Source organism: Nocardia sp. 149-1B (assembly GCF_057747975.1).
In genome coordinates this window covers 1997761-2020230 of record NZ_CM173233.1, presented here as the reverse complement: position 1 = coordinate 2020230, position 22470 = coordinate 1997761, and the positions used below count along the sequence as shown (strand labels likewise).

At 71.3% G+C, this 22470-nt stretch carries 18 protein-coding genes; 8 read left to right on the top strand and 10 right to left on the bottom strand.

The annotated features are described in order from the left end of the window. Nucleotides 1-104: 104 nt before the first annotated feature. The 3 genes from AC3ANS_RS09645 to AC3ANS_RS09635 form a co-directional block, all read right to left on the bottom strand. Nucleotides 105-1436: a lytic transglycosylase domain-containing protein gene (locus AC3ANS_RS09645; protein ID WP_488295944.1), complete on the bottom strand. Its 1332-nt coding sequence runs from the start codon at nt 1434-1436 to the stop codon at nt 105-107. A gap of 147 nt (nt 1437-1583) precedes the next feature. Beyond that, complete coding sequence (locus tag AC3ANS_RS09640) at nt 1584-4244, bottom strand: cation-translocating P-type ATPase (protein WP_488295943.1); 2661 nt, start codon at nt 4242-4244, stop codon at nt 1584-1586. 62 nt (nt 4245-4306) lie between these two features. Then, on the bottom strand, nt 4307-6358 hold the full coding sequence (locus AC3ANS_RS09635) for an acyl-CoA dehydrogenase family protein (protein ID WP_488295942.1): 2052 nt from the start codon (nt 6356-6358) through the stop codon (nt 4307-4309). Between the two features lie 146 nt (nt 6359-6504). Here AC3ANS_RS09635 and AC3ANS_RS09630 point away from each other — a divergent pair, with 146 nt between their 5' ends. After that, the gene (locus tag AC3ANS_RS09630; RefSeq protein ID WP_488296464.1) at nt 6505-7113 is read left to right on the top strand and encodes a class I SAM-dependent methyltransferase; all 609 of its coding nucleotides are present in this window, start codon (nt 6505-6507) and stop codon (nt 7111-7113) included. Here AC3ANS_RS09630 and AC3ANS_RS09625 read toward each other — a convergent pair. Genes AC3ANS_RS09625 through AC3ANS_RS09615 form a run of 3 tightly spaced genes read right to left on the bottom strand, consistent with a single transcriptional unit; the run spans nt 7089 to nt 10201 of the window. Next, complete coding sequence (locus AC3ANS_RS09625; protein ID WP_488295941.1) at nt 7089-8207, bottom strand: prenyltransferase/squalene oxidase repeat-containing protein; 1119 nt, start codon at nt 8205-8207, stop codon at nt 7089-7091. The two genes, AC3ANS_RS09630 and AC3ANS_RS09625, sit on opposite strands and share 25 nt — an antisense overlap. Continuing rightward, nucleotides 8200-8949, bottom strand: coding sequence for a class I SAM-dependent methyltransferase (locus AC3ANS_RS09620; protein WP_488295940.1), 750 nt, complete (start codon nt 8947-8949; stop codon nt 8200-8202). The genes AC3ANS_RS09625 and AC3ANS_RS09620 overlap by 8 nt, the downstream gene beginning before the upstream one ends. Continuing rightward, a complete protein-coding gene (locus AC3ANS_RS09615) occupies nt 8936-10201 on the bottom strand; it encodes a glycosyltransferase family 4 protein (RefSeq protein ID WP_488295939.1) in 1266 nt (421 codons plus the stop codon). Before AC3ANS_RS09615 ends, AC3ANS_RS09620 begins: the two co-directional genes overlap by 14 nt. A gap of 203 nt (nt 10202-10404) precedes the next feature. On the opposite strand from AC3ANS_RS09615, the gene AC3ANS_RS09610 reads away from it, so the two are divergent. The 4 genes from AC3ANS_RS09610 to AC3ANS_RS09595 all read left to right on the top strand — a co-directional run bounded on the left by AC3ANS_RS09610 (nt 10405) and on the right by AC3ANS_RS09595 (nt 12471). Further along, nucleotides 10405-11010, top strand: coding sequence for a TetR family transcriptional regulator (locus AC3ANS_RS09610; RefSeq protein WP_488295938.1), 606 nt, complete (start codon nt 10405-10407; stop codon nt 11008-11010). Nucleotides 11011-11039: 29 nt separating this feature from the next. Continuing rightward, nucleotides 11040-11537, top strand: coding sequence for a hemerythrin domain-containing protein (locus tag AC3ANS_RS09605; protein WP_488295937.1), 498 nt, complete (start codon nt 11040-11042; stop codon nt 11535-11537). Nucleotides 11538-11566: 29 nt separating this feature from the next. Beyond that, on the top strand, nt 11567-11785 hold the full coding sequence (locus tag AC3ANS_RS09600; protein WP_488295936.1) for a hypothetical protein: 219 nt from the start codon (nt 11567-11569) through the stop codon (nt 11783-11785). A gap of 98 nt (nt 11786-11883) precedes the next feature. Continuing rightward, nucleotides 11884-12471: a GNAT family N-acetyltransferase gene (locus tag AC3ANS_RS09595; RefSeq protein ID WP_488295935.1), complete on the top strand. Its 588-nt coding sequence runs from the start codon at nt 11884-11886 to the stop codon at nt 12469-12471. Between the two features lie 29 nt (nt 12472-12500). Here AC3ANS_RS09595 and AC3ANS_RS09590 read toward each other — a convergent pair whose 3' ends face one another. After that, the gene (locus AC3ANS_RS09590) at nt 12501-14066 is read right to left on the bottom strand and encodes a peptide chain release factor 3 (protein WP_488295934.1); all 1566 of its coding nucleotides are present in this window, start codon (nt 14064-14066) and stop codon (nt 12501-12503) included. Between the two features lie 128 nt (nt 14067-14194). Here AC3ANS_RS09590 and AC3ANS_RS09585 point away from each other — a divergent pair, with 128 nt between their 5' ends. After that, entirely contained in the window at nt 14195-14635 is a 441-nt protein-coding gene (locus AC3ANS_RS09585) for a hypothetical protein (protein ID WP_488295933.1), read from the top strand. A gap of 25 nt (nt 14636-14660) precedes the next feature. On the opposite strand, the gene AC3ANS_RS09580 is transcribed toward AC3ANS_RS09585, so the two are convergent. The 3 genes from AC3ANS_RS09580 to AC3ANS_RS09570 form a co-directional block, all read right to left on the bottom strand. Beyond that, entirely contained in the window at nt 14661-18215 is a 3555-nt protein-coding gene (locus tag AC3ANS_RS09580) for an ATP-binding cassette domain-containing protein (RefSeq protein WP_488295932.1), read from the bottom strand. Between the two features lie 62 nt (nt 18216-18277). Continuing rightward, entirely contained in the window at nt 18278-19123 is an 846-nt protein-coding gene (locus AC3ANS_RS09575) for a LysR family transcriptional regulator (protein ID WP_488295931.1), read from the bottom strand. Between the two features lie 579 nt (nt 19124-19702). Beyond that, nucleotides 19703-20149 carry a hypothetical protein gene (locus AC3ANS_RS09570; protein ID WP_488295930.1) on the bottom strand — a complete coding sequence of 149 codons (447 nt, stop codon included), beginning with the start codon at nt 20147-20149 and terminating at the stop codon, nt 19703-19705. A gap of 1143 nt (nt 20150-21292) precedes the next feature. Between AC3ANS_RS09570 and AC3ANS_RS09565 the strand changes: the two genes are divergently transcribed. After that, nucleotides 21293-22048: an SDR family oxidoreductase gene (locus tag AC3ANS_RS09565; protein WP_488295929.1), complete on the top strand. Its 756-nt coding sequence runs from the start codon at nt 21293-21295 to the stop codon at nt 22046-22048. 192 nt (nt 22049-22240) lie between these two features. Next, nucleotides 22241-22393, top strand: coding sequence for a hypothetical protein (locus tag AC3ANS_RS09560; RefSeq protein ID WP_488295928.1), 153 nt, complete (start codon nt 22241-22243; stop codon nt 22391-22393). The last annotated feature ends 77 nt before the right edge of the window (nt 22394-22470 follow it).

Here is a 22470-nt window from a genome sequence, read left to right as displayed (position 1 = left end):
TCCGCAAGCGGCTGCGTTCGAACGGATCCTGATCCGCCAAGCGGGAAGACGCCAGTGACGAAGGTCCTCGAGGCCCGGCCCAGGCGCTCGGACCAGTGGTAGAGCTAGCGCCCATTCTCCGGCGCGGCCGGAGCCTCGACCGGGGTCTCCGATAGGTAGGCGTCCTCGCCGATCGCCAGCAGCACCGGCGCCGCGTCGGCCGGGTCGTCGGCTCCCGGGAGCCGGACCGTCACGGTGACCTCGGTGCCGGCCAGGCCGGCGAGCTCGTCGGCGTTGGTCTCGACGGCCCCGTCGGCGTCGAAGTCCGCGAGGGCGGGGGCCGCGAGCAGGTCGGCGTCACCGACGTCGATCACGAGGTCGTCGAGGCACCAGACCTGCTGCTGGGCGGACGCCTCCTCCGTGTGGCAGACCGCAAGCGTGCCGGTGCGCTCCTCCGAGGCCGGGTCCGGGGTGGGGTCCGGGGTGGGGTCCGGCGTCGGATCCGGCGTCGGATCCGGCGTCGGGTCGGGCGTGGGATGGACGGGCTCGGTGACGGGGTGGGTGACCTGCTCGGCCTCCGGGTGACCGTGCCGCACGGGCTGGACCTGCGGGCCCGCCGCTCCCTGACCACCGGTGACGACCGCTCGCACGTTGACCGGGCCCTCGCCGTACGTCGGCAGCGTGGGCACCTCGTAGTGGCCGGTGCGGTAGGCGCGCTCGACGGCGAGCACCGCCCGGGCGTACGCCGCGGAGGGGTTGTAGCGGAGCACGGCGGCCTGCCGGCCGGCCCAGGTGCCGAGGTCTCCCGGTGCGGCGCACAGGAAGACCGCCGCACCCAGGGCGGCGTCGTCGAGGTCGTCGGCCGAGCGGACGCCGTCGCCGTCGGCGTCCACACCCACCGCGGCCCAGGTGCTCGGCAGGAACTGCATCGGGCCCACGGCCCGGTCCCAGCGCTTGTCCCCGTCGACCAGGCCGGCGTCGGTGTCCCCGACGCGTGCGACCGGGCCTGCACCGTCGAGGGCCACGCCGCGGATCAGCGGCGTCGAGACCCCGTCGGAGCCCAGGACCGCACCGTCGTAGCGCCCGTGGTCCGACTCGACCCGGCCGATGGCGGCCAGGAGCGTCCAGGTGAGCCCGCAGCCGGCGTCGACCTGGCGCATCACCGTGGCCGCGGAGCGGTACGCACCGACGGCGGCGATCGGGAGGTCGAGGTCGGTGACGGCCGAGGCGGTCATCGAGGCCCCGTGGCGCGTCTCGTGGGCGACCTGCCTGGCGTCGGTGGCGGTCGGTGTGACCACCGGGTCGTCGGAGGCGTCCGGCGCGGAGTCGACGGTGATCACCACGTCGCGCACCGGCGGCCGAGGGTTGTTCCCGGGAGCGGACGCAGCAACCACGGCGACCGTGGCCAAGGTCGCGGTGACGCCGAGCACGAGTCGGACACGCCGGTGGAGATGCATGGGTGAGTGGTCGTCCTCAGCTCTGGATGGGTGATCGAGACCAGTCTGTGCCCGACCATCGCCGAGAGTCACCCCCCGGAAGGAGGAGATCTCGACATCCGGCGATCCGGAGCGTGAACGACGGGGGAACAGCGGGGACACCGGGACTCACCGCCGCCGGTGGATCGCGCGGTAGGCCTCGTCGACGCCCCACACGACCAGCGGGAACGTCGCCAGGTAGGCAAGCTCTCCGATCCCGAGGGGCCGGGTGCCGAGGAGGTCCTGGAGGGCCGGCAGGTAGATGACGGTGGCGGCCAGTGCCACCTCGAAGACGATGCCGGCGAGCAGCAGCCGGTTGCTGAGCACGCCGATCGAGAGCAGCGAGACCCGGTCGGTCCGTGCCGCCATCGCGGTCCCGATCTGGCAGGCGACGATCCCGGCGAACGTCATCGTCGTCGCGGTGAGGTAGTCGTCGTGCAGCGGCGTCCCGGTGCCCGTGGCGTCGCCGGGTCGCCAGCCGGCCGTCCACAGGACACCCAGGAACCCGCTGGTCACCAGCAGCGCCGACACGACCCCGAGGACTCCCCATGCCCGGAGGAGCATCTCGCGGTTGATCAGGTTCTCGTGCCGCCTGCGGGGCGGGCGCGACATCAACCCGGGCTCCGCGGCCTCGCGGCCCAGGGCGAGCGCCGGCAGCGTCTCGGTGCCGAGGTCGATCAGCAGGATCTGGGTGACCGTGAGTCCGAGTGGGATCGCGCCTCCGGACAGCGCGAACAGCAGGAACGGGACGATCTCGGGGACCGCGTGGGCGAAGATGTAGAGGATGAACTTGCGGACGTTGTCGTAGACGCGCCGGCCGGCCTCGATGGCTCGCACGATCGTCGCGAAGTCGTCGTCGGTCAGCACCATCGTGGCCGCCTCGCGCGCGACGTCGGTCCCGCTGACGCCCATCGCGACCCCGATGTCGGCCTGGCGCAGGGCAGGAGCGTCGTTGACGCCGTCACCGGTCATCGCCACCACGTGACCCGCCGCCTGCAGCCGGCTCGCGATCCGGAGCTTGTCCTCGGGCGAGCTGCGGGCGAACACGATCTCCTCGCCGCGTGCGAGCAGCGTGTCGAGCTCCCGGTCGGGCATCGCATCGAGCTCGGCGCCGGCGACGACCGTGGCCGGGTCGCCGCCGATCCCCGCCGAGCGCGCGATGGCCGCGGCGGTCGCACCGTTGTCACCGGTGATCACGTGCACGCGCAGGCCGGCGTCGTGCGCCTGTCCCACCGCGGCGGGTACGGCGTCGCGGATCGGGTCGGCGAGCGCCACGAAACCGACGAGCACCAGGTCACGCTCGACGTCCTCACGGCTCGTCGACGCGAGCACGCCGAGATCCCGGGTCGCGCACCCCAGCAGCCGCAGGCCGCGGCCGGCCAGCTCGGGCAGCCGCCGGTCGAGCGACGCCCGCACCGCGTCGGTCAGCGGCACGGTCACGCCCGGCTGGGTCAACATGGTCGCGCAGCGGGCGACGACGGCCTCGGGCGCACCCTTGGTGAGCGCCGTCCGAGTCCCGTCGGCGCCCAGCACCATCACGGACATCAGGCGTAGTCGCGGGTCGAAGTGGAACGTCGCCTCCCGCACCTCCTGGTCGGGCGTCTCCACCGACAGGTGCCGGGCCGCGCCCAGCAGGGCGAGCTCGGTGGGGTCACCGACCCCCGATTCGGGGTCGGCCGTGGTGCAGTTGGTGAGCACGCGCACCAGCGCTGTCGCGACCACCGGGTCGGGCGCACTACGAGCCGTGGCGTCCCAGACACTGTGCAGGTGCATCCGGTTCTGGGTGAGCGTGCCGGTCTTGTCGGTGCAGATCACGTCGGTCGAGCCGAGGGTCTCCACGGCGCTGAGTCGTTTGACCAGGCCCCCGCGCTTCGCCAGGTCGGCCACCCCGACGGCGAGCGCCAGCGTGATCGTCGGCAGCAGCCCCTCCGGGACGTTCGCGACCAGCAGGCCGATCGCGAACACCGCGGCCTCGGTGAAGCTCAGGCCCGCGAGCATGCCCAGTGGCAGGAACGCGACGCCCACACCGACCGCGACGCCGGCGATCATCCAGGCGACCCGGCGTACCTGCCGCTCCAACGGACTCGACTCGTGCCCGGCGCGGCTGCTCAACCCCGCGATCCGGCCGAGCTCGGTGTCCATGCCGGTGTGCACGACCACGGCCAGGCCCTCGCCCGAGATGCAGGTGGTGCCCGACAGCACGATGTTGCGGGCCTCCACCAGCCGGGAGGTGCCGTTGAGCCCAGCCTCACCGGCCGCCCGGAGCGCCGGCTGGGACTCGCCGTTCATCGCCGAGAGGTCGACCTCGAGCGCACCCTCGACGAGACGGGCGTCCGCGCAGATCGACTCGCCCTCCTCGACGACGACCCGGTCGCCGGGGACGATGTCGCGGGCATCGACCTGGATGCGGTGCCCGCCGCGGACGACCAGCGCCTGCTGGGGCAGGTAGGCGCTCAACGCGGCCACGGCGTGCTCGGCGTGCCGCTCCTGCACGAGTGCGAACACCGCGTTGAGCGCTATCACCGCGATGATCGCGACACCCAGCGTGAGCCCCTGCGTCGTCAGCGCCAGCGCGGCGGCCACCCACAGCAGCAACGCCAGCGGGTGGACGAGCTGGCGCAGCAGGGCCGCGAGGAGCGAGGTGCCCCCGGTCGCGCTCAGCAGGTTGGGGCCCACCTCCGCGAGGCGCCGTGCGGCCTCTTCGGGGGTGAGCCCCTGTCCATCGGTCTCGAGCCGGGCGAGCAGGTCAGGCAGCGGGTCCAGCAACGGGTCGGTCGTCACGACGCCCATGACCCCCAGGCTGCTCTCCCCTGGCGTCGAACCCCAGGGTCCTAGGGCCCGAGGACCCTGGGTCAGCGCGGCAGGCCGAGGATCCGCTCGCCGGCGACGTTGCGCAGGATCTGGGTCGTGCCGCCCGCGATCGACAGGCAGCGGGTGTTGAGCATCTCCCACACGTCCGCGCGCACCGCCTCGTCGTCACCGAGCACCACCCGGGCGCCGTGCAGCGACACGACGAGCTCGGCGCCGTCCTGCCGGTTGCGTACGCCGAGCAGCTTGGCGACGCTCGACTCCGCACCCGGCCCCTGGCCGGCCAGCGAGCGCAGCGTGGAGCGCACGCCCAGCAGCGAGCAGACGGTGGCCAGCGCGATCGAGTGGCCGACCGCGACCCGTTGGGCGCCGCTGACCCCCGCCGTGGCGAGCTCGATGGCCCGTTCGGTGCTGGTGCTGAGCCGGCTGGTCGCCATCGCGACCCGCTCGTTGGCAAGCGTCGTCCGGGCCAGCCGCCACCCGTCGTCGACCTCGCCGACCACCATCTCGTCGGGCACGAACACCTCGTCGAGGAACACCTCGTTGAACAGCGCCTTGCCGGTGATCTCGCGCAGCGGCCGCACGTCGATGCCCTCGCTGTTCCTCATGTCGACGAGGAAGTAGGTGATGCCCTTGTGCTTGGGGACGTCGGGGTTGGTGCGCGCCAGGCAGATGCCCCAGTCGGCGCGCTCGGCCACGGAGGTCCAGACCTTCTGTCCGGTCAGCTTCCAGCCGCCGTCGACCTTCTCGGCGCGGGTGCGCAGCGAGGCGAGGTCGGAGCCGGCGCCGGGTTCGGAGAACAGCTGGCACCAGACCAGCTCACCGCGCAGCGAGGGCTCCACGAACCGCTCGCGCTGCGCGTCGGTGCCGTGCTCGAGGATCGTCGGTACCGCCCAGCCGGCGATCACGATGTCAGGGCGGGTGACCCCGTTGCGCGCCAGCTCCTGGTCGATGACGACCTGGGTGACGGCGTCGGCGCCGAGCCCGTACGGCGCGGGCCAGTGCGGGGTGAGGTAGCCGGTCTCGACGAAGTCCGCCCGCTGCCCCTCCGCCGGCAGCGCGGCGATCCGCTCGACGTTCGCGCGGACCTCGGCGCGGATCGCCTCGTCGCGCCCCTCCAGATCGAGCTGCACGCGCCGGCGTACGCCCGCCACCGCGGCGGCGGTGAGCCGCTCGGCCGCGTCGTCGCTGCCGCCCAGCAGCGCGCGCAGGGTCAGGGCGCGGCGCAGGTAGAGATGGGCGTCGTGCTCGAAGGTGAACCCGATGCCGCCGAGCACCTGGATGCAGGACTTCGCGACCTCGACCGCACCGTCGAAGCACACCGCCGCGGCGACGTCGGCGGCGAATGCCCACTGCCCGTCCTCGTCGCTCGCCGCGGAGGCCACGTCCCAGGCGGCCGCGGTCACGGACTCCGCGGTCTCGAGCATCTCCGCGCACAGGTGCTTGATCGCCTGGAAGCTGCCGATCCGCTGCCCGAACTGCTCGCGGACCTTCGCGTAGTCGACCGCGGTCGCAAGGCACCAGCGCGCGACGCCCGCGGCCTCGGCGGCCGCCAGCGTCACGGCGGTACGCCGGACCAGGTCGGTCGTGACGTCCACCGAGGTCCCGGCGTCGGCGGCGCGCACCTCGAGCCGGCCGAACCGCCTGGTCAGGTCGAGCCCGGTGGCCTCGGTCACCTCGACGGCCTCGCGCGGCAGCAGCCGCCACCCGGCGCCGGTCTCGGTGAGCACGTGGGTGGCCGACGGCGCGTCCCAGAGCAGGTCGCCGAGCGCGAGTCCCACGACGCCATCGGCGGGGAGCCCCCCGAGCACGCCGGCGGCCACGGCAGGCCCGAGCAGCGGACCCGGCACCAGCTCGTGAGCACAGGCCTCGAGCGCCACCGCGATGTCGAGCGTGGTCCCGCCGCCGCCGCCGGCCGCCTCGGGCAGCCCGATCGTGGGGACGCCCATCTCGACCAGCGCGCTCCAGGCCGCGTCGAACCTCGCGGCCGGGTCCTCCTCCGCGGCGCGGGCCAACTCCCGGCCCCGCAGGTCCGCGGCCCACTTGCGCAGGCTCGAGGCCAGCTCGACGTGCTCGTCGGAGATCCCGATGGACATCCCCACCTCTTCCTGACGTTGACCCGCCCGAAACTTTCGGGCGGGTCAACGTGCGACCGGGCCCGAACTAGAACGTGTTCCAATCCTACTAGAGTGGACCGGTGACCGACGACTGGCTGAGCCACGCCCTGGCAGCGAAGGGCTTCATGCCCGAGGACGAGGGGATGCTGCTGCACCGGGTGGCGCTCGAGCGTCTCCCCCACGGCCCCGCGCTGGAGGTGGGCACCTACTGCGGCAAGTCCGCGATCTACCTCGGTGCCGCTGCCCGTCAGGTCGGCGGCCCCCAGGCAGTCGTGTTCACCGTGGACCACCACCGCGGGTCGGAGGAGAACCAGGCCGGCTGGGAGCACCACGACGCCTCGCTCGTCGACCCCGAGACCGGGCTGATGGACACCCTGCCGGTGTTCCGGCGCACGATCGCCCGCGCCGGCCTGGAGGACCAGGTCGTCGCCGTCATCGGCCGCAGCACGACCGTGAGCGCTCACTGGCGCACGCCGCTGTCGATGCTGTTCATCGACGGCGGCCACGCCGAGGAGCACGCGCAGAACGACTACACCGGCTGGGCGCACTGGATCATGCGCGACGGCCTACTGGTGATCCACGACGTGTTCCCGGACCCGGCCGACGGCGGGCAGCCGCCGTACCACGTCTTCCTGCGCGCGCTCGAGAGTGGCGCCTTCACCGAGGTGGAGGCGCTGGGCTCGATGCGGGTGCTGCGGCGGACGTCCGGTCAGGCGGGCGAGGTCGTCGGCTGAGGGCAGCCGCACTCGAGCGCGAGCTCGGCGAAGTGCGGCGCCAGCGAGGTGCCGCGATAGATGCCGGACCCGGACGTGCCGTGCCCGCGCACCTCGCCGAGCGCGTCGACGGCGAGGATGACCGCTGCGGCGGTGTACGTCGTGTGCTCGACCGGCCAGTAGACGTTGCGCGGCTCCCCCTCGGGCGCGCTGGCCGGGTCACCGTAGACCCATCCCGTCCAGTAGCGCCCGTCGCTCTCGCGCAGGTGCTGCATGTCGGCCAGCAGCGTGAGTGCCCGTCGGTGGTCGCCGAGCCCGTCGAGCGCCATCGCCAGCTCGCAGGTCTCGGCGCCGGTGACCCACGGGTTGGAGTCGACGCAGTGGATGCCCATGCCGGGGACGACGAACTCGTCCCATCGGCTCTCGAGCAGCTCGAAGGCGTCGCGACCGCGCACCGCGCCGCCGAGCACCGGGTAGTACCAATCCATGGAGTACGTCGACTTGTCCTCGAACAGGTCGCGGTGCTCGCGCAGCGCGTGGCCCAGGCGGCCACCGGCGAGCTCCCACTCCGGCTGCGGGTCGTCGAGCAGGTCGGCGAGCGCGACCCCCGCGCGCAGCGAGTGGTAGATGCTCGAGCACCCGGCAAGCAGCGCGAACGACTCGGTCGGCGTCCAGTTGATGCCCCCGAACGGCAGCTGCTGGGAGACGACCCAGTCGAGTGCGGCGCGGACGCTGGGCCAGTACTGCTGGACGAACCCGATGTCGCGGCGCACCAGCCAGTGGTGCCACACGCCGACCGCGAGGTAGGCGCTCATGTTGACCTCGCCGCGGTCGTCGTCGACGACACCGCCCACGATCTTCATCGGAACCGAGCCGTCGGCACGCTGGATCGTCGGGACCCACGCGTAGGCCCGCTCGGCGGCCTCGACCTGACCGCCGACGAGCATCGCCATGGCGGCCTCGACGTGGTTCCAGACGTCGGTGTGCTCGCCGGTGGTCCACGGCACCGAGCCGCAGTTCTCCTGCATCGCCGCGATCGTCGCCGCGGTCTCGGCGACCTGCTCGGCCGTGATGATGCCCTCAACGTACGGGACGCGCGCCAGCGGCTCAGCCATGGACCGGCTTGCGGAAGTAGAGCACCATGCTCTTGCCGATCAGCGGGTCGAGCACCTTGCCGGCGAGCTGGAGCGCCTTGGGCTGCTTCATGATCTCCCAGACCAGCAGCTTGTGATAGGTCCGCGCGAGGACGTGCTCGTCGTTGGTGACACCGACGGCGCACTTGATCCACCAGTACGGCGCGTGCAGGCCGTGGGCGTAGTCCTTGCCCTCGAAGACCATCGCGTCGCCGGGCTCGCCGTCGTTGAACTTGCCGGCCTTGGTGACCTTGTCGATGAGCTCGTGGTCGGTGTAGATGCGGATGTGCCCGCCCTCGGCGTTGTGGTAGTCGTCGGACAGCCGCCAGTTGATGACCTCGGGGAGCCAGCGCGGCACGGAGATCGCCAACGTGCCACCGGGGCGCAGCACCCGGACGAGCTCCTTGATGGCGTCGACGTCGCGGTGGATGTGCTCGAGCACCTCGGCGGCGACGATGCGGTCGAACTCACCGTCCGCGAACGGCAGCTCGAGGGCGTCGCCCTGCTTGATGTCGGCGCTGGCACCCTCGGGCACCTCGCCGTTCTCCTTCATCGCACCGAAGATCTCCAGCACGCCGGCGAGCTCGTCGGCGTCCATGTCGAACGCGACCACGTCAGCACCGCGGCGATACATCTCGAAGGCATGCCGGCCACCGCCGGCGCCCATGTCGAGCACCCGCTCCCCGGGACGCAGCCCGAGCCGGTCGAAGTCAACGGTCAGCACGCGTGGTCTCCTTCTGCTTCTCGGACCGGTAGTCCTCGATCACTTCCTCGTACGCCGCCGCGACCTTCTGGGCGACGGCCCGCCAGCTGAACAGCTCCTCGACGCGCTTGCGGCCCGCGGCGCCGTACCGTGCCCGCCGCTCGGGGTCGTCGAGCAGCGCGGCGATCGCGTTGGTCAGCTCGCCGACGTCACCGGGGGTGACGAGGTCGGAGCAGAGGCCGTCCGGGCCGACGACCTCGGGGATCGCGCCGGCGCGCGAGACGACCAGCGGGGTCGCGCAGGCCATCAGCTCGGCGGTGGGCAGCGAGAACCCCTCGTAGAGCGAGGGCACGCAGGCGATCTCGGCCGAGCCCATCAGCTCGACGAGCTCGGCGTCGCTGACGCCGTGCACGAAGCGCACCGCGTCGCCGATCGAGAGCTTGTCGATGAGGCGCTCGGTGCGACCGCCCGGCGTGGGCTTGGTGACGAGCAGCAGCTCCAGATCACGCTCGGTGCGCAGCTTGGCGAACGCCTCCAGCAGGGTGGCGATGCCCTTCATCGGCGCGTCCGCGCTCGCCATCGCGAGGATCCGGCCCGGGACGCGCGGCTTGGTGGGCGGCACGAACCCGTCGTCGACGCCGAGCAGGATGACCTGCATGCGGTCGGGGTCGACGCCGAAGTCCTTGACGATGTCGCGCTTGGAGGTCTCCGAGGGGGTCATGATCTTGCGCGCCTGGCGGGCGACGCGACCCTGCATCCTCAAGAAGCCGTACCAGCGGCTGAGCGTGAACTTGCGCCACGGGTTGCGGGTCGCTCCGATGTCGATGCGGCGGTCGAACGTGATCGGGTGGTGGAGCGTGGTGATCAGCGGCAGCCCCATCTTCTCGATCTCGAGCAGGCCGTAGCCGAGCACCTGGTTGTCGTGCACGATGTCGAAGTCCTCGACCCGCTCGCGCAGCGCCCGGGCCGCGCGCAGGCTGAACGTCTTGGGCTCGGGGAACCCCGCCGCGCACATCGTGGCGAACTCCTCGACATCGATGCGGTCGCGGAACTCCTTGAGCTTGGGCACCCGGAACGGGTCGGGCTCGCGGTAGAGATCTAGGCTCGGGAGCTTCGTGAGCGTCACGCCCTCGTCGAGCTCGGGGTAGGGCTGCCCGGAGAACACCTCGACGGAGTGCCCGAGGTTGGTGAGCTCCCGGCTCAGGTGCCGGATGTAGATGCCCTGTCCGCCGCAGTGGGGCTTGCTCCGGTAGGACAACAGTGCAACCCGCATCCGCACCCTCTCTCTCGTCCCCCGGGATACGGGGGGATGGCCGGATGCGTGGGACACGCCGTGCCGGACTAACTGGAACGTGTTCCTATTTTATCCTACGCATTGGTAGCGTAGCCGCCGATATGCATGGGGCAGTCGCCAGTCCCTAAACTCGAGCGGACCGGGGTCGTCCCGATTCACTATCAACCCGTCAGGGGGTCCGTGTGAGCAGCGCCAACTCGCTGGCCGTCGAGGACCTGGGCTCCGCCGCCCAGCGCGACCGTCGCAAGCGCATCCTCGACGCGACCATCGCCCTGGCCTCGCAGGGCGGCTTCGACGCCGTCCAGATGCGCGCGGTCGCCGAGCAGGCCGACGTCGCCCTCGGGACGCTCTACCGCTACTTCCCCTCCAAGATCCACCTGCTCGTCTCGGCCCTCCAGCGGGAGTTCGAGCGCACCGAGTCCGCGCTGCGCGACCGGCCCGTGGACGGCGACACCACCGCCGAGCGAGTCATCACGGTGCTCAAGCGCACCACCCGCGGCATGCAGAGCGACCCCAAGCTCACTGAGGCGCTGACCCGGGCGTTCATGTTCGCCGACGCCTCCGTGCAGGCCGAGATCCACCAGGTCGGCATGCTGCTCACCTCGATGCTGACTCGCGTGATGCGTCCCGACGCCCACGACGAGCTCACCGAGGAGGACGTCGCGATCGCCAAGGTGATCGGCGACGTGTGGCTCTCCGCGCTGGTCGGCTGGGTCACCGGTCGCAACTCCGCCGCCGAGACCGGTCAGCAGATCGAGGTCGCGGTCAAGCTCCTCCTGCGCGACTGATCCTCCCGCCCGGTGGGTACCCGTCGGGCATGTCTACCGACGCCATCGTCATGCTCAAGGACGACCACAAGGAGATCCTGCGCGCCTTCCGCGACTTCGAGTCGGCGGGCGAGGACGCCGTGAAGACCAAGGGCAAGCTCGTCGACAAGATCATCGAGCTGCTCACGGTGCACACCTACATCGAGAACGAGGTCATGTACCCGCGGGTGCGTGAGCTGGTGCCCGACCTCGAGGACGACGTGCTGGAGTCCTACGAGGAGCACCACGTCGCCGACGTCCTGGTCATGGAGCTCGCCGCGATGAAGCCCGACGACGAGCGCTTCACCGCCAAGACGACGGTGCTCATCGAGAACGTCCGCCACCACATCGAGGAGGAGGACGAGTGGTTCCCGCAGGTGCGCGAGGCGCTCGGCCGCAAGACCCTCCAGGAGATCGGTGCGGAGATGGAGCAGGCGCGAGCCAAGGCGCCCCGGCGGCCCTCGCAGCCCAGCGCACTGAAGAAGACGATCGACGCAGTCATCGCCTGATCGAGCCTCGACCTGCGATACTGGGGTCGATGACTACTTCAGCAGGGGCACGGCGACACCTGGCCAGCAGCCCGTTCCGACCCGACCCCGTCCCGACGATCGAGACCTACGCCGTGGGTGACCTGGTCTCCCACGACTCCTACGGGATGGGACGCGTCACCCACGTGGACTCCGCGGCGGTGATGGTCGACTTCGGGCAGCAGACGGTGCGCGTGACCAGCCCCTTCGCCAAGATGGGCAAGCTCTAGCCCTGACGGACCTCGACGACCCGGTCGGAGCGTCCCTGCGTGGCCCCCACGGTCACCTGGCGCGCCGGCAGGGCCGAGTGCGGGCGTACGCCGGTGACGTGGCCACGTTCGTCGCCGTCCCGCCCGACCCGGCTCCCGAAGACTGGGACGACCTGGCCTGGCTGCTGGGCCCGGGTGGGTTCGCGGACCTCTTCAGCTCCCCGGTGATGCCCCCGCCGCACTGGCCGCCCGTCTTCTCGATGGCCGGCGTGCAGATGGTCGGCCCGACGAGCCCGCTCGGGGGCGCAGATCCGCTCGCCGAGGTCGTCGAGCTCGGGCCGATCGACGTGCCGGACATGCTGGCGCTGGCCCGCCGTACCTCTCCGGGACCGTTCTGGCCCCGCACCATCGAGATGGGCCGTTACGTCGGCGTCCGTGACGGCGACGCCCTCGTGGCCATGGCCGGCGAGCGCCTCCACCCACCGGGCTGGACCGAGATCAGCGCCGTGTGCACCGCGCCCGAGGCGCGCGGACGCGGCCACGCCGCGGCGCTGGTCCGCGAGCTCACCGCCGGCATCGCCGACCGGGGTGAGCGTGCCTTCCTCCATGTCGTCTCCGACAACACGGCCGCGCGCGGCCTCTACGAGCGCCTCGGCTTCGAGGTGCGGCGCGAGGTCGTCTTCCACGGCTCGCGCGTTCCCGGCTGAGCCGCCTCCTGCGCCCGACCCGGCCTGGGTCAGCTGCCGCCGGCCGGCAGCGCCTCGAGCATGATCTCGGGGTTGTCGCGGGCGGTGACCATCGCCCGCCACTGGTCGACGAACAGCGCCATCCGGGTGCCGTCGCTGCGCTCGAGGACCTCGACGCCCCGCATGCCGGAGAGCGCCGCGGCGCCCGCCGCGTCGGTACGCCGGGCCACCTGGTAGTCGAGCCGGGAGAACCGGATGGGCGAGTTGAACTCGTTGGTCATCCGGTCCTCGACGACCTCGAACTGCATCGGTCCGACGGCTGCGAGGACGGGGTTCTGGTCCCCACGCAGGTCCGAGCGCAGCACCTGGACCACGCCTTCCTGGTCGAGCTGCTCGATGCCGCGACGGAACTGCTTGAAGCGGCCGATGTCCCCGGCGCTGGCGGTCACGAAGTGCTCCGGGGCGAAGCTCGGCACGGGCGGGTACGCGATGGGCTCCCTGACGTACACCGTGTCGCCGACCCGGAGCGCCTGGGCGTTGACGAACCCGATGATGTCGCCGGCCTCGGCGGTCTCGACAGCGGTGGTCTCGCGCCCGAAGACGGACTGGGCGAACTTCGTGGTGAACGGCTTGCCGGTGCCGGCGTGGGTGACCACCATGCCGCGCTCGAAGGTTCCCGACACCACGCGGGCGTAGGCCAGGCGGTCGCGGTGGGCGGCGTTCATGCCGGACTGCACCTTGAACACGAACGCGCTGAAGTCGTCGTCGACCTGCCGGACCGTGCCGTCGACGCTCTCGGTCGCGCTCGGGCCAGGCGCGAGGTCGAGGAGCAGGTCCAAGAGCTGCGCGACACCGAAGTTCTGGAGCGCGGAGGCGAACATCACCGGGGTGGTCTCACCCGCCAAGAAGCGCAACTGGTCGTGGTCGGCCTCGTCGAGGGCGAGCAGCTCGTGCTCCTCGACCGCCTCCGCCCAGGTACGCCGGTCGTCCTCCGGCACCTGGTCGGAGGAGAGCCGCTGCTCGGGGGCCCGGGTGGCGCCACCGGCGGTGCGGGTGTACTTGACGTACTCCCCCGTGCGCCGGTCCAGGACGCCCCGGAAGTCGCCCGCCTCCCCCACCGGCCAGGTGAGCGGCGTGGGCCGGAGCTTGATCTTCTCCTGGATCAGGTCCATGAGCTCGAGCGCCGAGAGTCCGGGCCGGTCCCACTTGTTGATCACCGTGATCACCGGGATGCCGCGCAGCGCGCACACCTTGAAGAGCTTGAGCGTCTGCGGCTCCAGGCCCTTGCCCGCGTCGACCAGCATCACCGCGGAGTCGACCGCCGACAGCACGCGGTAGGTGTCCTCGGAGAAGTCACTGTGCCCGGGGGTGTCGACGAGGTTGACCACGTGGTCCCGGTAGACGAACTGCAGCGCGGCCGAGGTGATCGAGATGCCGCGCGCCTTCTCCATCGCCATCCAGTCCGACACGGTGGCGCGCCGGTCGCCCTTGCCGTGGACGGCACCCGCCTCGGTGATCACCCGCGCGTGCAGCGCCAGCGCCTCGGTGAGCGTCGACTTGCCCGCGTCGGGGTGGCTGATGACGGCGAACGTACGGCGGGGGCGAGTGTCGGACACTGCGCGAAATCTACCGGCTCGACCGACAGAGCCTCTCTTCGCCGACCTCCGATCACACCGAGCAGCCAGCGCGCGGACCGAGTAGACGTACTCAGGCCGCGAGCGCCGACGACTCTGACACTGGACTCATGGTTCGCGCCTCCGCCGTTCGCAACACGCCTTCTCGTCTGCTGACCATCGGCCTCTGGACCTCAGCCGGCATCGGTCTGCTCGTCGTCGCACTCGGCCTGGGAGCCATCGTGCAGGACCGGCGCATCCAGGGCGAGGACTGGGACGGAGTCGGCCAGATCCTCGGCGCCATCGCGGTGACCGGCGGCCTGGTGTGGGCGACCCCCCACGTGATCCTGGCGCTCTGGTTGGCCCGGGCTCGACGACATGCCCAATCCCTGACACCGATCGCTGCCGCGGGCCTCGCCCTGGACGGGGGGCTGCTGTTCCTGCTGCTCTCCTACGAGGCGGCCGGCGGAGCCGCGCTGACCACCCTGATCGTGCCCATCGGTGCATGCGCCCTGGTCCTGATGGCGGGAGCCCTCGTGCTGTGCGGGTCGGACGTGCCCAGGGGTCCCTGAGCGCGACGGGAGACTCGCACTCGCCTCAGCCCGCGAGGTGACCCCAGGCGGAGCCGATCTCGCTCCAGGGGCCGGCGGCGGCGACGGTGCCGTCGACGAGGACGACAACCCGGTCGGCGCGGGCGAGGGCGGACCGCTTGGCGGACGCGCCGACGACGGTCGTACGCCGTTCGCGCAGCGCGTCCCACAGCTCGATCTCGGTGGCGGCGTCGAGCGCGCTGGAGACGTCGTCGGCGAGCAGCAGCTCCGCGTCGGCCGCCAGCGCCCGCGCGAGCGCGAGGCGCTGGACCTGACCTCCGGAGAGCCGCACGCCGCGGTGCCCGACCAGGGCGTCCTTGCCGCCGGCCTCCTCGATGTCGCGATCGAGCCGGGCGGCGGCGACGGGGTCGTCGAAGGCCCGCCGGTGGCTGAGCAGGACGTTGTCGGAGAAGCTCCCGGACAGCACCCGCGGCACCTGGGCGACGTGGGCGACCTGGGCGGGCCGCAGGAAGCCCTGGGGGTCGGTGACCTCCTGGCCGTTCCAGCGCAGCCCGCCGGAGTGCTCGATCAGGCCCGCGAGCGCCGAGAGCAGGCTGGACTTGCCCGACCCGACCTGGCCGACCAGCAGCACCAGCTCGCCGGCCTCCACGGTGAGGTCGATGCCGGTGACACCGATCGTGCCGTCGTCGTGGATCGCGGAGAAGCCCGACAGCTCCAACCGCTCCAGCGGCACGCGCTGCACCGGCGCAGGCTCGGGCGCCTCGCCGCGGACGAGGTCGACCCCCGGCGGCAGGTCCATGAGGTCGGCGCCGGCGGCGAACCGGCTGGTCTCCTTCTGCCAGGCGCGGGTGCCGGGGGCCTCGGTGACGACCATCCCGGCCACCCGGCCGAACCAGTCGAAGCCGCCGACCGCGTTGGCCACGAGCAGCGCGATCGCGAGGCTCCACCCGTCGGCGAAGTAGATCGCCCACGCCGTCACCACGCCGCTCTGGACCATCACCATGGGGACGCCGTCGAGCACGGCCTGCACCCGGTGCTCCTTGACCGCGGCCGCGACGCGGCCCGAGTCGACGCGACGGAGGTGGGCGTGCACCTCGGGGATCGCCGCCGCGAGCTTGACGGTGCGCACCGAGTCGAGCGCCGAGACCAGGGCGCGCCCGAAGCCCGCCCGTGCGGTCGAGGAGGCGGCCGCCGAACGGCCCGCGATCGGCCGTCCCACCGTCGAGGCCAGCGCCGAGGTGAGCATCACGGCCAGCAGGACCGCCCCGGCCATCCAGGTGCCGGCCAGCACCGCGGTCACACTCGCGATGATCAGGCCGTTGGTGAAGTCGACCCACCGGTCGGCGTACCGCGCGAAGCGGTCGGCGTCCATCGACCGGGCCACCACCTCACCGGGTGGGGTGCGCGCGAGCCGCCGCTCCTGGGTCTGGCCGTGGAGCACGGCCATCCGCGCACGCAGCATGACCTCGATCCACCAGCGCGGGTAGCGGTAGAAGGCGTTGGCCAGCAAGACCGGCGCGGCGAGCAGGCTGAGCACGACGGCGCCGGTGAGCCACGTGGGGCTGCCGCCCTGGCGCAGGTCCTCGACGACGCGTCCCCACAGCAGGCCCGTGACGGCGCCCTGGGCCCCGGTGACAGCGGAGAGCAGGAACAGTACGGCGCCGAGCACGCCCCACGCCGGCCGCACCGCGAGCGCGTGGGCGATCCCGCGCGCCAGCGACGGCCCGGTGCCGACCTCGTCGACCTCGGGCGGCGGACCGGAGCGCCGGCGCACGCCCACACCGCTCGCCTCGGCCTCGGAGAGCTCGGCAGCGGCGCTCCCCCGGGCGTCGACGCCCTCCCCGGCGGGCAGGTCGCCGCCGGGCTCGGTGCGGCTGGCGTCGAGGAGGTCACGGAACCGCCCGGCGACCCCGGCCAGCTCGACGCGCGGGCCCGCCTGGACCACGCGACCTCGGTCGAGGACCGCGACGAGCGGCGCCCGCTCGATCGTGGAGAGCCGGTGCGCGACGAGGATGCCGGTCCGGTCGGCCAGCAGCCGGTCGGCCGCCGCGACCACCCGGAGCTCGGTGAGCGGGTCCATGCGCGCGGTGGCCTCGTCGAGGACGACGACCCGCACGTCGCGCACCAGCAGCCGCGCGAACGCCACGAGCTGCTCCTCCCCCGCCGACAGCGAGGTGCCGCCGGGCCCGAGCAGCGTGTCGAGGCCGCCGGGCAGGCCCGCGACCCACGCGTCGAGGCCCAGCTCGACCACGGCCGCCTGCACCGTGGCGCGCGGGACGTCCGCGAACAGCGTGATGTTCTCGGCGAGGGTGCCCGCGAGGATCTCCGTGCGCTGGGTGACCACACCGACCGCGCGGCGCAGGACCTGCAGGTCGAGGTCGCGTACGTCGGCACCGCCCAGGAACACCGTGCCGCGCGGTGGCTCCATCGCCCGCGACACGAGGGCGGCCAGCGTCGACTTGCCCGAGCCGGTGCGACCGACCAGCGCGATGGTCTGGCCCGCCGGGACCCGCAGGCGGATGTCCTGGAGCGCGAAGGCACCCTCGGCGTACGCGAAGTCCAGGCCGCGCAGCTCCAGGTCGAGCGGACCCTCGGGAAGCAGGCCGCCGCCCTCGGGCTCCGGCGGGACGGCGAGCATCTGGCGCAGCCGGATCACCGCGCCGAGCCCGGCCTGCAGGTCAGGCAGGTGGTTGGCCGCCATCGCGATCTGCCCGACGAACGTCGAGGTGACCAGGAACAGCGTGACGACCTGCGCGACCGACAGGCTGCCGGCTGAGGTGAGGGCGACGCCGGCGATGGCGATGCCGGCGAGCAGCGCGTGCAGCAGCAGACCAGCACGCCGGACCAGGCGGCTCTCGACGTCGACGACCGCGCGGAACTTGGTGTGGACGTCGGCGGACAGCCGCGCGACGCGGCGCAGCACATGGGCCTGGCCCAGGCTGGTGCGCAGGTCATCGCGCCCGGCGATGCCCTCCTCGAGCACGGCGGCGTGGTCGGTCCACGCCATCTCCTCGACGACCTTGCGCCGCGAGATCTCACCGAGCAAGGAGCGGATCGCCAGCCAGGTGACGCCCGCCAGCAACGGGAAGAGGACGAACGACGGCCACCAGGTGAGGCCGGCGACGATCCACATCGGCAGGGCGCCGAACAAGGTGCGGGCGAGCATCCAGATCTGCCAGCGGACGAGGTTGCCGACCTCGTGGGTGTCGTCGTCGATCCGGTCGAGGACCTCGCCGACCGCCTGCTCGCTGAGCGCGGACAACGGCTGGCTCAACGCCGCGCGCAGCAGGTCCTCGCGGAGCAGGCCCTCCGCGCGGTCCGAGCAGCCCACCCACGCGACCTTGCCGACGGTGTCGACGACGGCCGCGCCGACCAGACAGAGCGCCAGCAGCCAGACCAGGCCCCGGGTCGGGTCCTCGGCGAGACGCCCCGCCACGACCGTGCCCAGGGTCATCCCGACCGCGGCCACCGCCGAGGCGCCGAGCGCGGCCATCGCGACCGGGCTCTTCAACCGCCGCGGGCCGATCCTGCGGGACGGGTCCACCACTGCGGTCGTCGGGAGCTGGTCCGGCGGGCTGGCGACAGGAGCGGTGAGGGTCATGGTCCGACCACGCTATGCCGCACCGCCGACAGATCGCGCCCGGTTTTCCGGGACGCCCGCTGCTAGAGGTTGAGCGCGGTCTCGACCAGGGCTGCCAGGTCCAGTGACCGGCTCTGCGGCGCCCAGGCGAGGAGGGTGCTGACCGGTGGCGCGTCGGCGATCGGACGCGTGGTGACGCCGCCGCCGAGCTGGCCCTGCACGGACTCGGGGGCGACCAGATAGGTGCGGCCGAGCGAGATCAGCTGGAGCAGCTGAGCCGTGTCCCGGACCGCCGGGCCCGGGCCGTCGGCGTACTCGCCGTGATGGTCGGGCCACCGTGGCGCGGGCAGGTCGAGACCGTCGAGGTCGCGCTGGTCGAGCTGCTCGCGGGCCGTGATCGGATGCCCGGCGGGCAGGATCACGACCTGTCGCTCGGTGAGGAGCACCTCGGTGTCGAACCCCGCCACGTCGTCGTACGGCTGGTGCAGGATCGCGACGTCGGCTCGGCCCTCGCGGAGCATCCGCGCCTGCTCCCCCGGACCGCACAGCAGCACCTCGACCGGCGCCGGGTCCGGCTCGGCGGCGTACCTGTCGAGCAGCTTGGCGACCAGCTCGTTGGCGGCACCGGCCTTGGACGCCAGCACGAGCGGCGTGCGTCCGCTCGGGACCTCACCGGCACGGCGAGTACGCCGCTCCGCCGCCGCGACCGCGTCCAGCGCCGCCCGCCCCTCGCGGAGCAGCACCGCGCCCGCCTCGGTGAGGGCGACCGAGCGACTGCTGCGCTCCAGCAGCGTCGTGCCGAGGCGTCGCTCGAGCTGGCTGATCGCCCGCGACAGGGGCGGCTGCGCGATCCCGAGACGCTCCGCCGCCCGGCCGAAGTGCAGCTCCTCCGCGACCGCGACGAAGTAGCGCAGCTCCCGGGTCTCCATACCCTCAGGGTATCGCTGCCCACCCAGGTGGTGTTGGAGCCGACCGGTCCCCGCAGCAACCATCGAGGACATGACTGAGACCACCCTCGCCACGGATCAGGATGGGGCGGCGCTGGTCACCGGGGGTCATGACTGGCGGCCCGCCTACCGCCACGCCGGACACCGTGAGTACCCCGTGGTACGACCGACGCACCGCTTGTCCTCAAGGCCAATCCCATACGCGTACCTATAGAGCTGAGGGTCGTCACGCCTCAGAGCCCACGCTCAAATACAAGAAGCACAATGTGTCGATGTTGGGGTTTGATCGGAAACCGAGAGCCCGCACCGCTACTCCACTCTCCCGAGCGTTCGCAACAGTGCGGGCAGAACCGATTCGATCGCTCCTGCTATTTTCAGGACGTCTGTTGCCGGGGGTTCCGGTGAGTACGTACCCACACCACTACAAGGTTGATAGCGCAGACCACGGCTGCGATGATCCAGTAGCCTGAGCCAGCGTGAATCAGGAGACCGAGGGTCACCATAAGAACCGGGACGAACAGCCAGTCGAACAACTGTCTTGCGAGACCCACTTCCACCTCCTCAATAGCAGCGCTCGACGGAAAAATTGTCCTGGTTTCGGACCGGAGCGATCGGGCCGATCGGCACGAATGACCTAAACTGCAAGCAGCCATGCGTATCGCTTGCTGCCGATTCGAGCGAGTCGACCAAGTCGTAATAGTGATATCCAGCGATTCCGCACGCAGCACCAATCGCCTTCGAGGCAACTGCTGCGGACCCGCACAACGAAGCGATCAACTTGTCCTTCGTGTCGTGCGGCGCCCTCTCGTAGAGGCTCATGGTGGTCGAGCGGCTGAACAACAACGTGCCGTACACCCCACCTCCCCATGTCCAATGGAAACTGATATGGCGGGTTGAGTTGTCGGGTGGGCTAAAAGCGTTCAGGCCCTGATACAGACGCCGCACGGCCGCGCTGGGATACGCCGGGTTGTAGTAACCGCTCATGAGCTCGTACTTATAGCGCGCCATGGTGGCAGTATTGTTCCAGCAGTCGATGCGGTCCTGGTTAGTAGGTTCAGCCGCACACCCACGCGTAGCGTTCTGGTAGCGCCTGCTACAGCGGCTTCCGTGGGCCTCACACCAATCGGCCAACCGTGAGTTCTTACGATAGGCATGGTAGAAAGCACGAGCGCGATACCGGTTCATCACGAGTTCGGTGGTCTTCTTGCGCGCTGATTGCATGCGCACGCACACACGCTCGCGCTTCCCCGAGTAATGGACTCGACACCGGTTCATCGCGGCGTCCATCTGATTTGCCGTTACGTGGTAGTCGTATCTAGTCCTTGCTGGGCTCGGTCGAGCCGTCTCGGCAGATGCACTGGAGGGCCAGGTCGCTAGCGCCACCATCGTGACTACGACCGCCATCACCTTCTGTAAGGTCCCCGACAAACGCAACATCCAAGGTCTCCCTTCCCGAGAGGATGCAAACTGGAGATTGAACCCACAGTGGTTGTCGCAGACATACTATGACTCCGTTCCTCGTGATGTGGTTCTGCTCGCTGGCGCAAGCGCTGGGCAACCTCGCCCCTGAGAAGGGGTCAGCCTCGCGCGATGCCCGGTCACACCCAGCCGCACGAAGGACAGATCGAGGACAGGCCCCGCCAGCGCAGGGATCGAAGACGACCACGATGCGCGCCCGAAAGCGAGTTGGTCGAAGTCCCGCTGTCACGCGCGGAGGGGCTTCCAGATGTAGCGGGCGTCCAGCGACTCGGGCGAGACGTCGCGAGCGGGCAGATGGACCGTGGAGTCTGTGGCCTCGTCCTCCGTTGGAAACTCGACGAGAGTGCTCGTTCAGCAGAGAGGCCTCGGCCTGAACCACGAGTGCGGACATCTGCGAAGCCGCCTGGATCTCATCGTCGTGCTGCCGCGCGCGTTCATCTGAGGGAAGGTGACGGCGTTGAGAACAGCCAGCGGCACCGCGGCCACTACCGCGCCAAGCAAGATGTCGCTCACGATCACGGGGGTGCTGCAGGGCGACAGCGGTGGGGAAGCTGCCCCAGTTCGTGTCGATCCGCGAGGGTGGAGGACGGACGCGTCTCCATACCCTCAGGGTATCGCTGCCCACCCAGGTGGTGTTGGAGCCGACCGGTCCCCGCAGCAACCATCGAGGACATGACTGAGACCACTGACCAGACCACGGACCAGAAGAAGACCGCGCTGATCACCGGCGCCAACAAGGGCATCGGCTACGCGATCGCCGAGGGGCTGGGCTCCCAGGGCATCCGGGTGGCCGTCGGCGCCCGCGACGACGTACGCCGCGAGGATGCCGTGGCCAAGCTCCGGGCGAACGGCGTCGACGCGTTCGGCGTGCCGCTCGACGTCACGTCCGACGAGAGCGTGGCGGCTGCGGCCGCACTCGTCGAGGAGTACGCCGGCGGCCTCGACATCCTGGTCAACAACGCCGCCATCACGGGCGTGATGCCACAGGAGCCCACGCGGGTCGACCTCGACAACGTCCGCACGGTGCTCGAGACCAACGTCCTCGGAGTCATGCGCGTCACCAACGCGATGCTGCCGATGCTGCGTCGCGCACCGTCCCCGCGGATCGTGAACGTCTCCAGCGGCGTCGGATCGCTGACCCGGCAGGCCGCTGCGGCCGGCGAGGACTCGGTGGGGCCGATCTCGGCGGCGTACTCGGTGTCGAAGACGTTCCTCAACGCGGTGATGCTGCAGTACGTCCGCGAGCTGGCCGGCACCGACATCCTCGTCAACGCCGCGTGCCCCGGCTACGTCGCGACCGACCTCAACGGGTTCCGCGGCGTGCGCTCCGTCGAGGAGGGTGCGGCCACGCCCATCCGTCTCGCGACCCTGCCCGACGGCGGATCCACCGGCGGGTTCTTCGAGGACGCCGGCGTCGTCCCCTGGTGACGGCGTCCGTGAGCTGGAGATCGCGGTCGTTCGGGTCGGCGCGGGTCCGCGGCGGCGCGCGCCGATCTGGGTCGTCACCGCCGGCGGCGCGGACTACGTCCGACCTGGTACCGCCGTGACACCGGCTCGTACGGCGCCGCCCTGCGCTCCCGCCGGGCGGCGGTCCACGTTCCCGGCGTGGAGGGGGTCGACGTGACCGCCCTGGTGGACGCGTCCTACCCCAGCAAGTACGGCGCGGGCGCCGAGTCGATGGTCACGCCTACCGCTGCCGCGAGCACGATGCGGCTGGTGCGGGCACAGCAGCCGACACGCTGCCTGGCGGTCGTCATCTTGTCCGTGCAGTGAACCGAACCGATGCGGGGGTGGAGAGATCAGGTGAGCCAGGTGCTACAGCATCCCGCCGCCAATGACTGACCAAACTG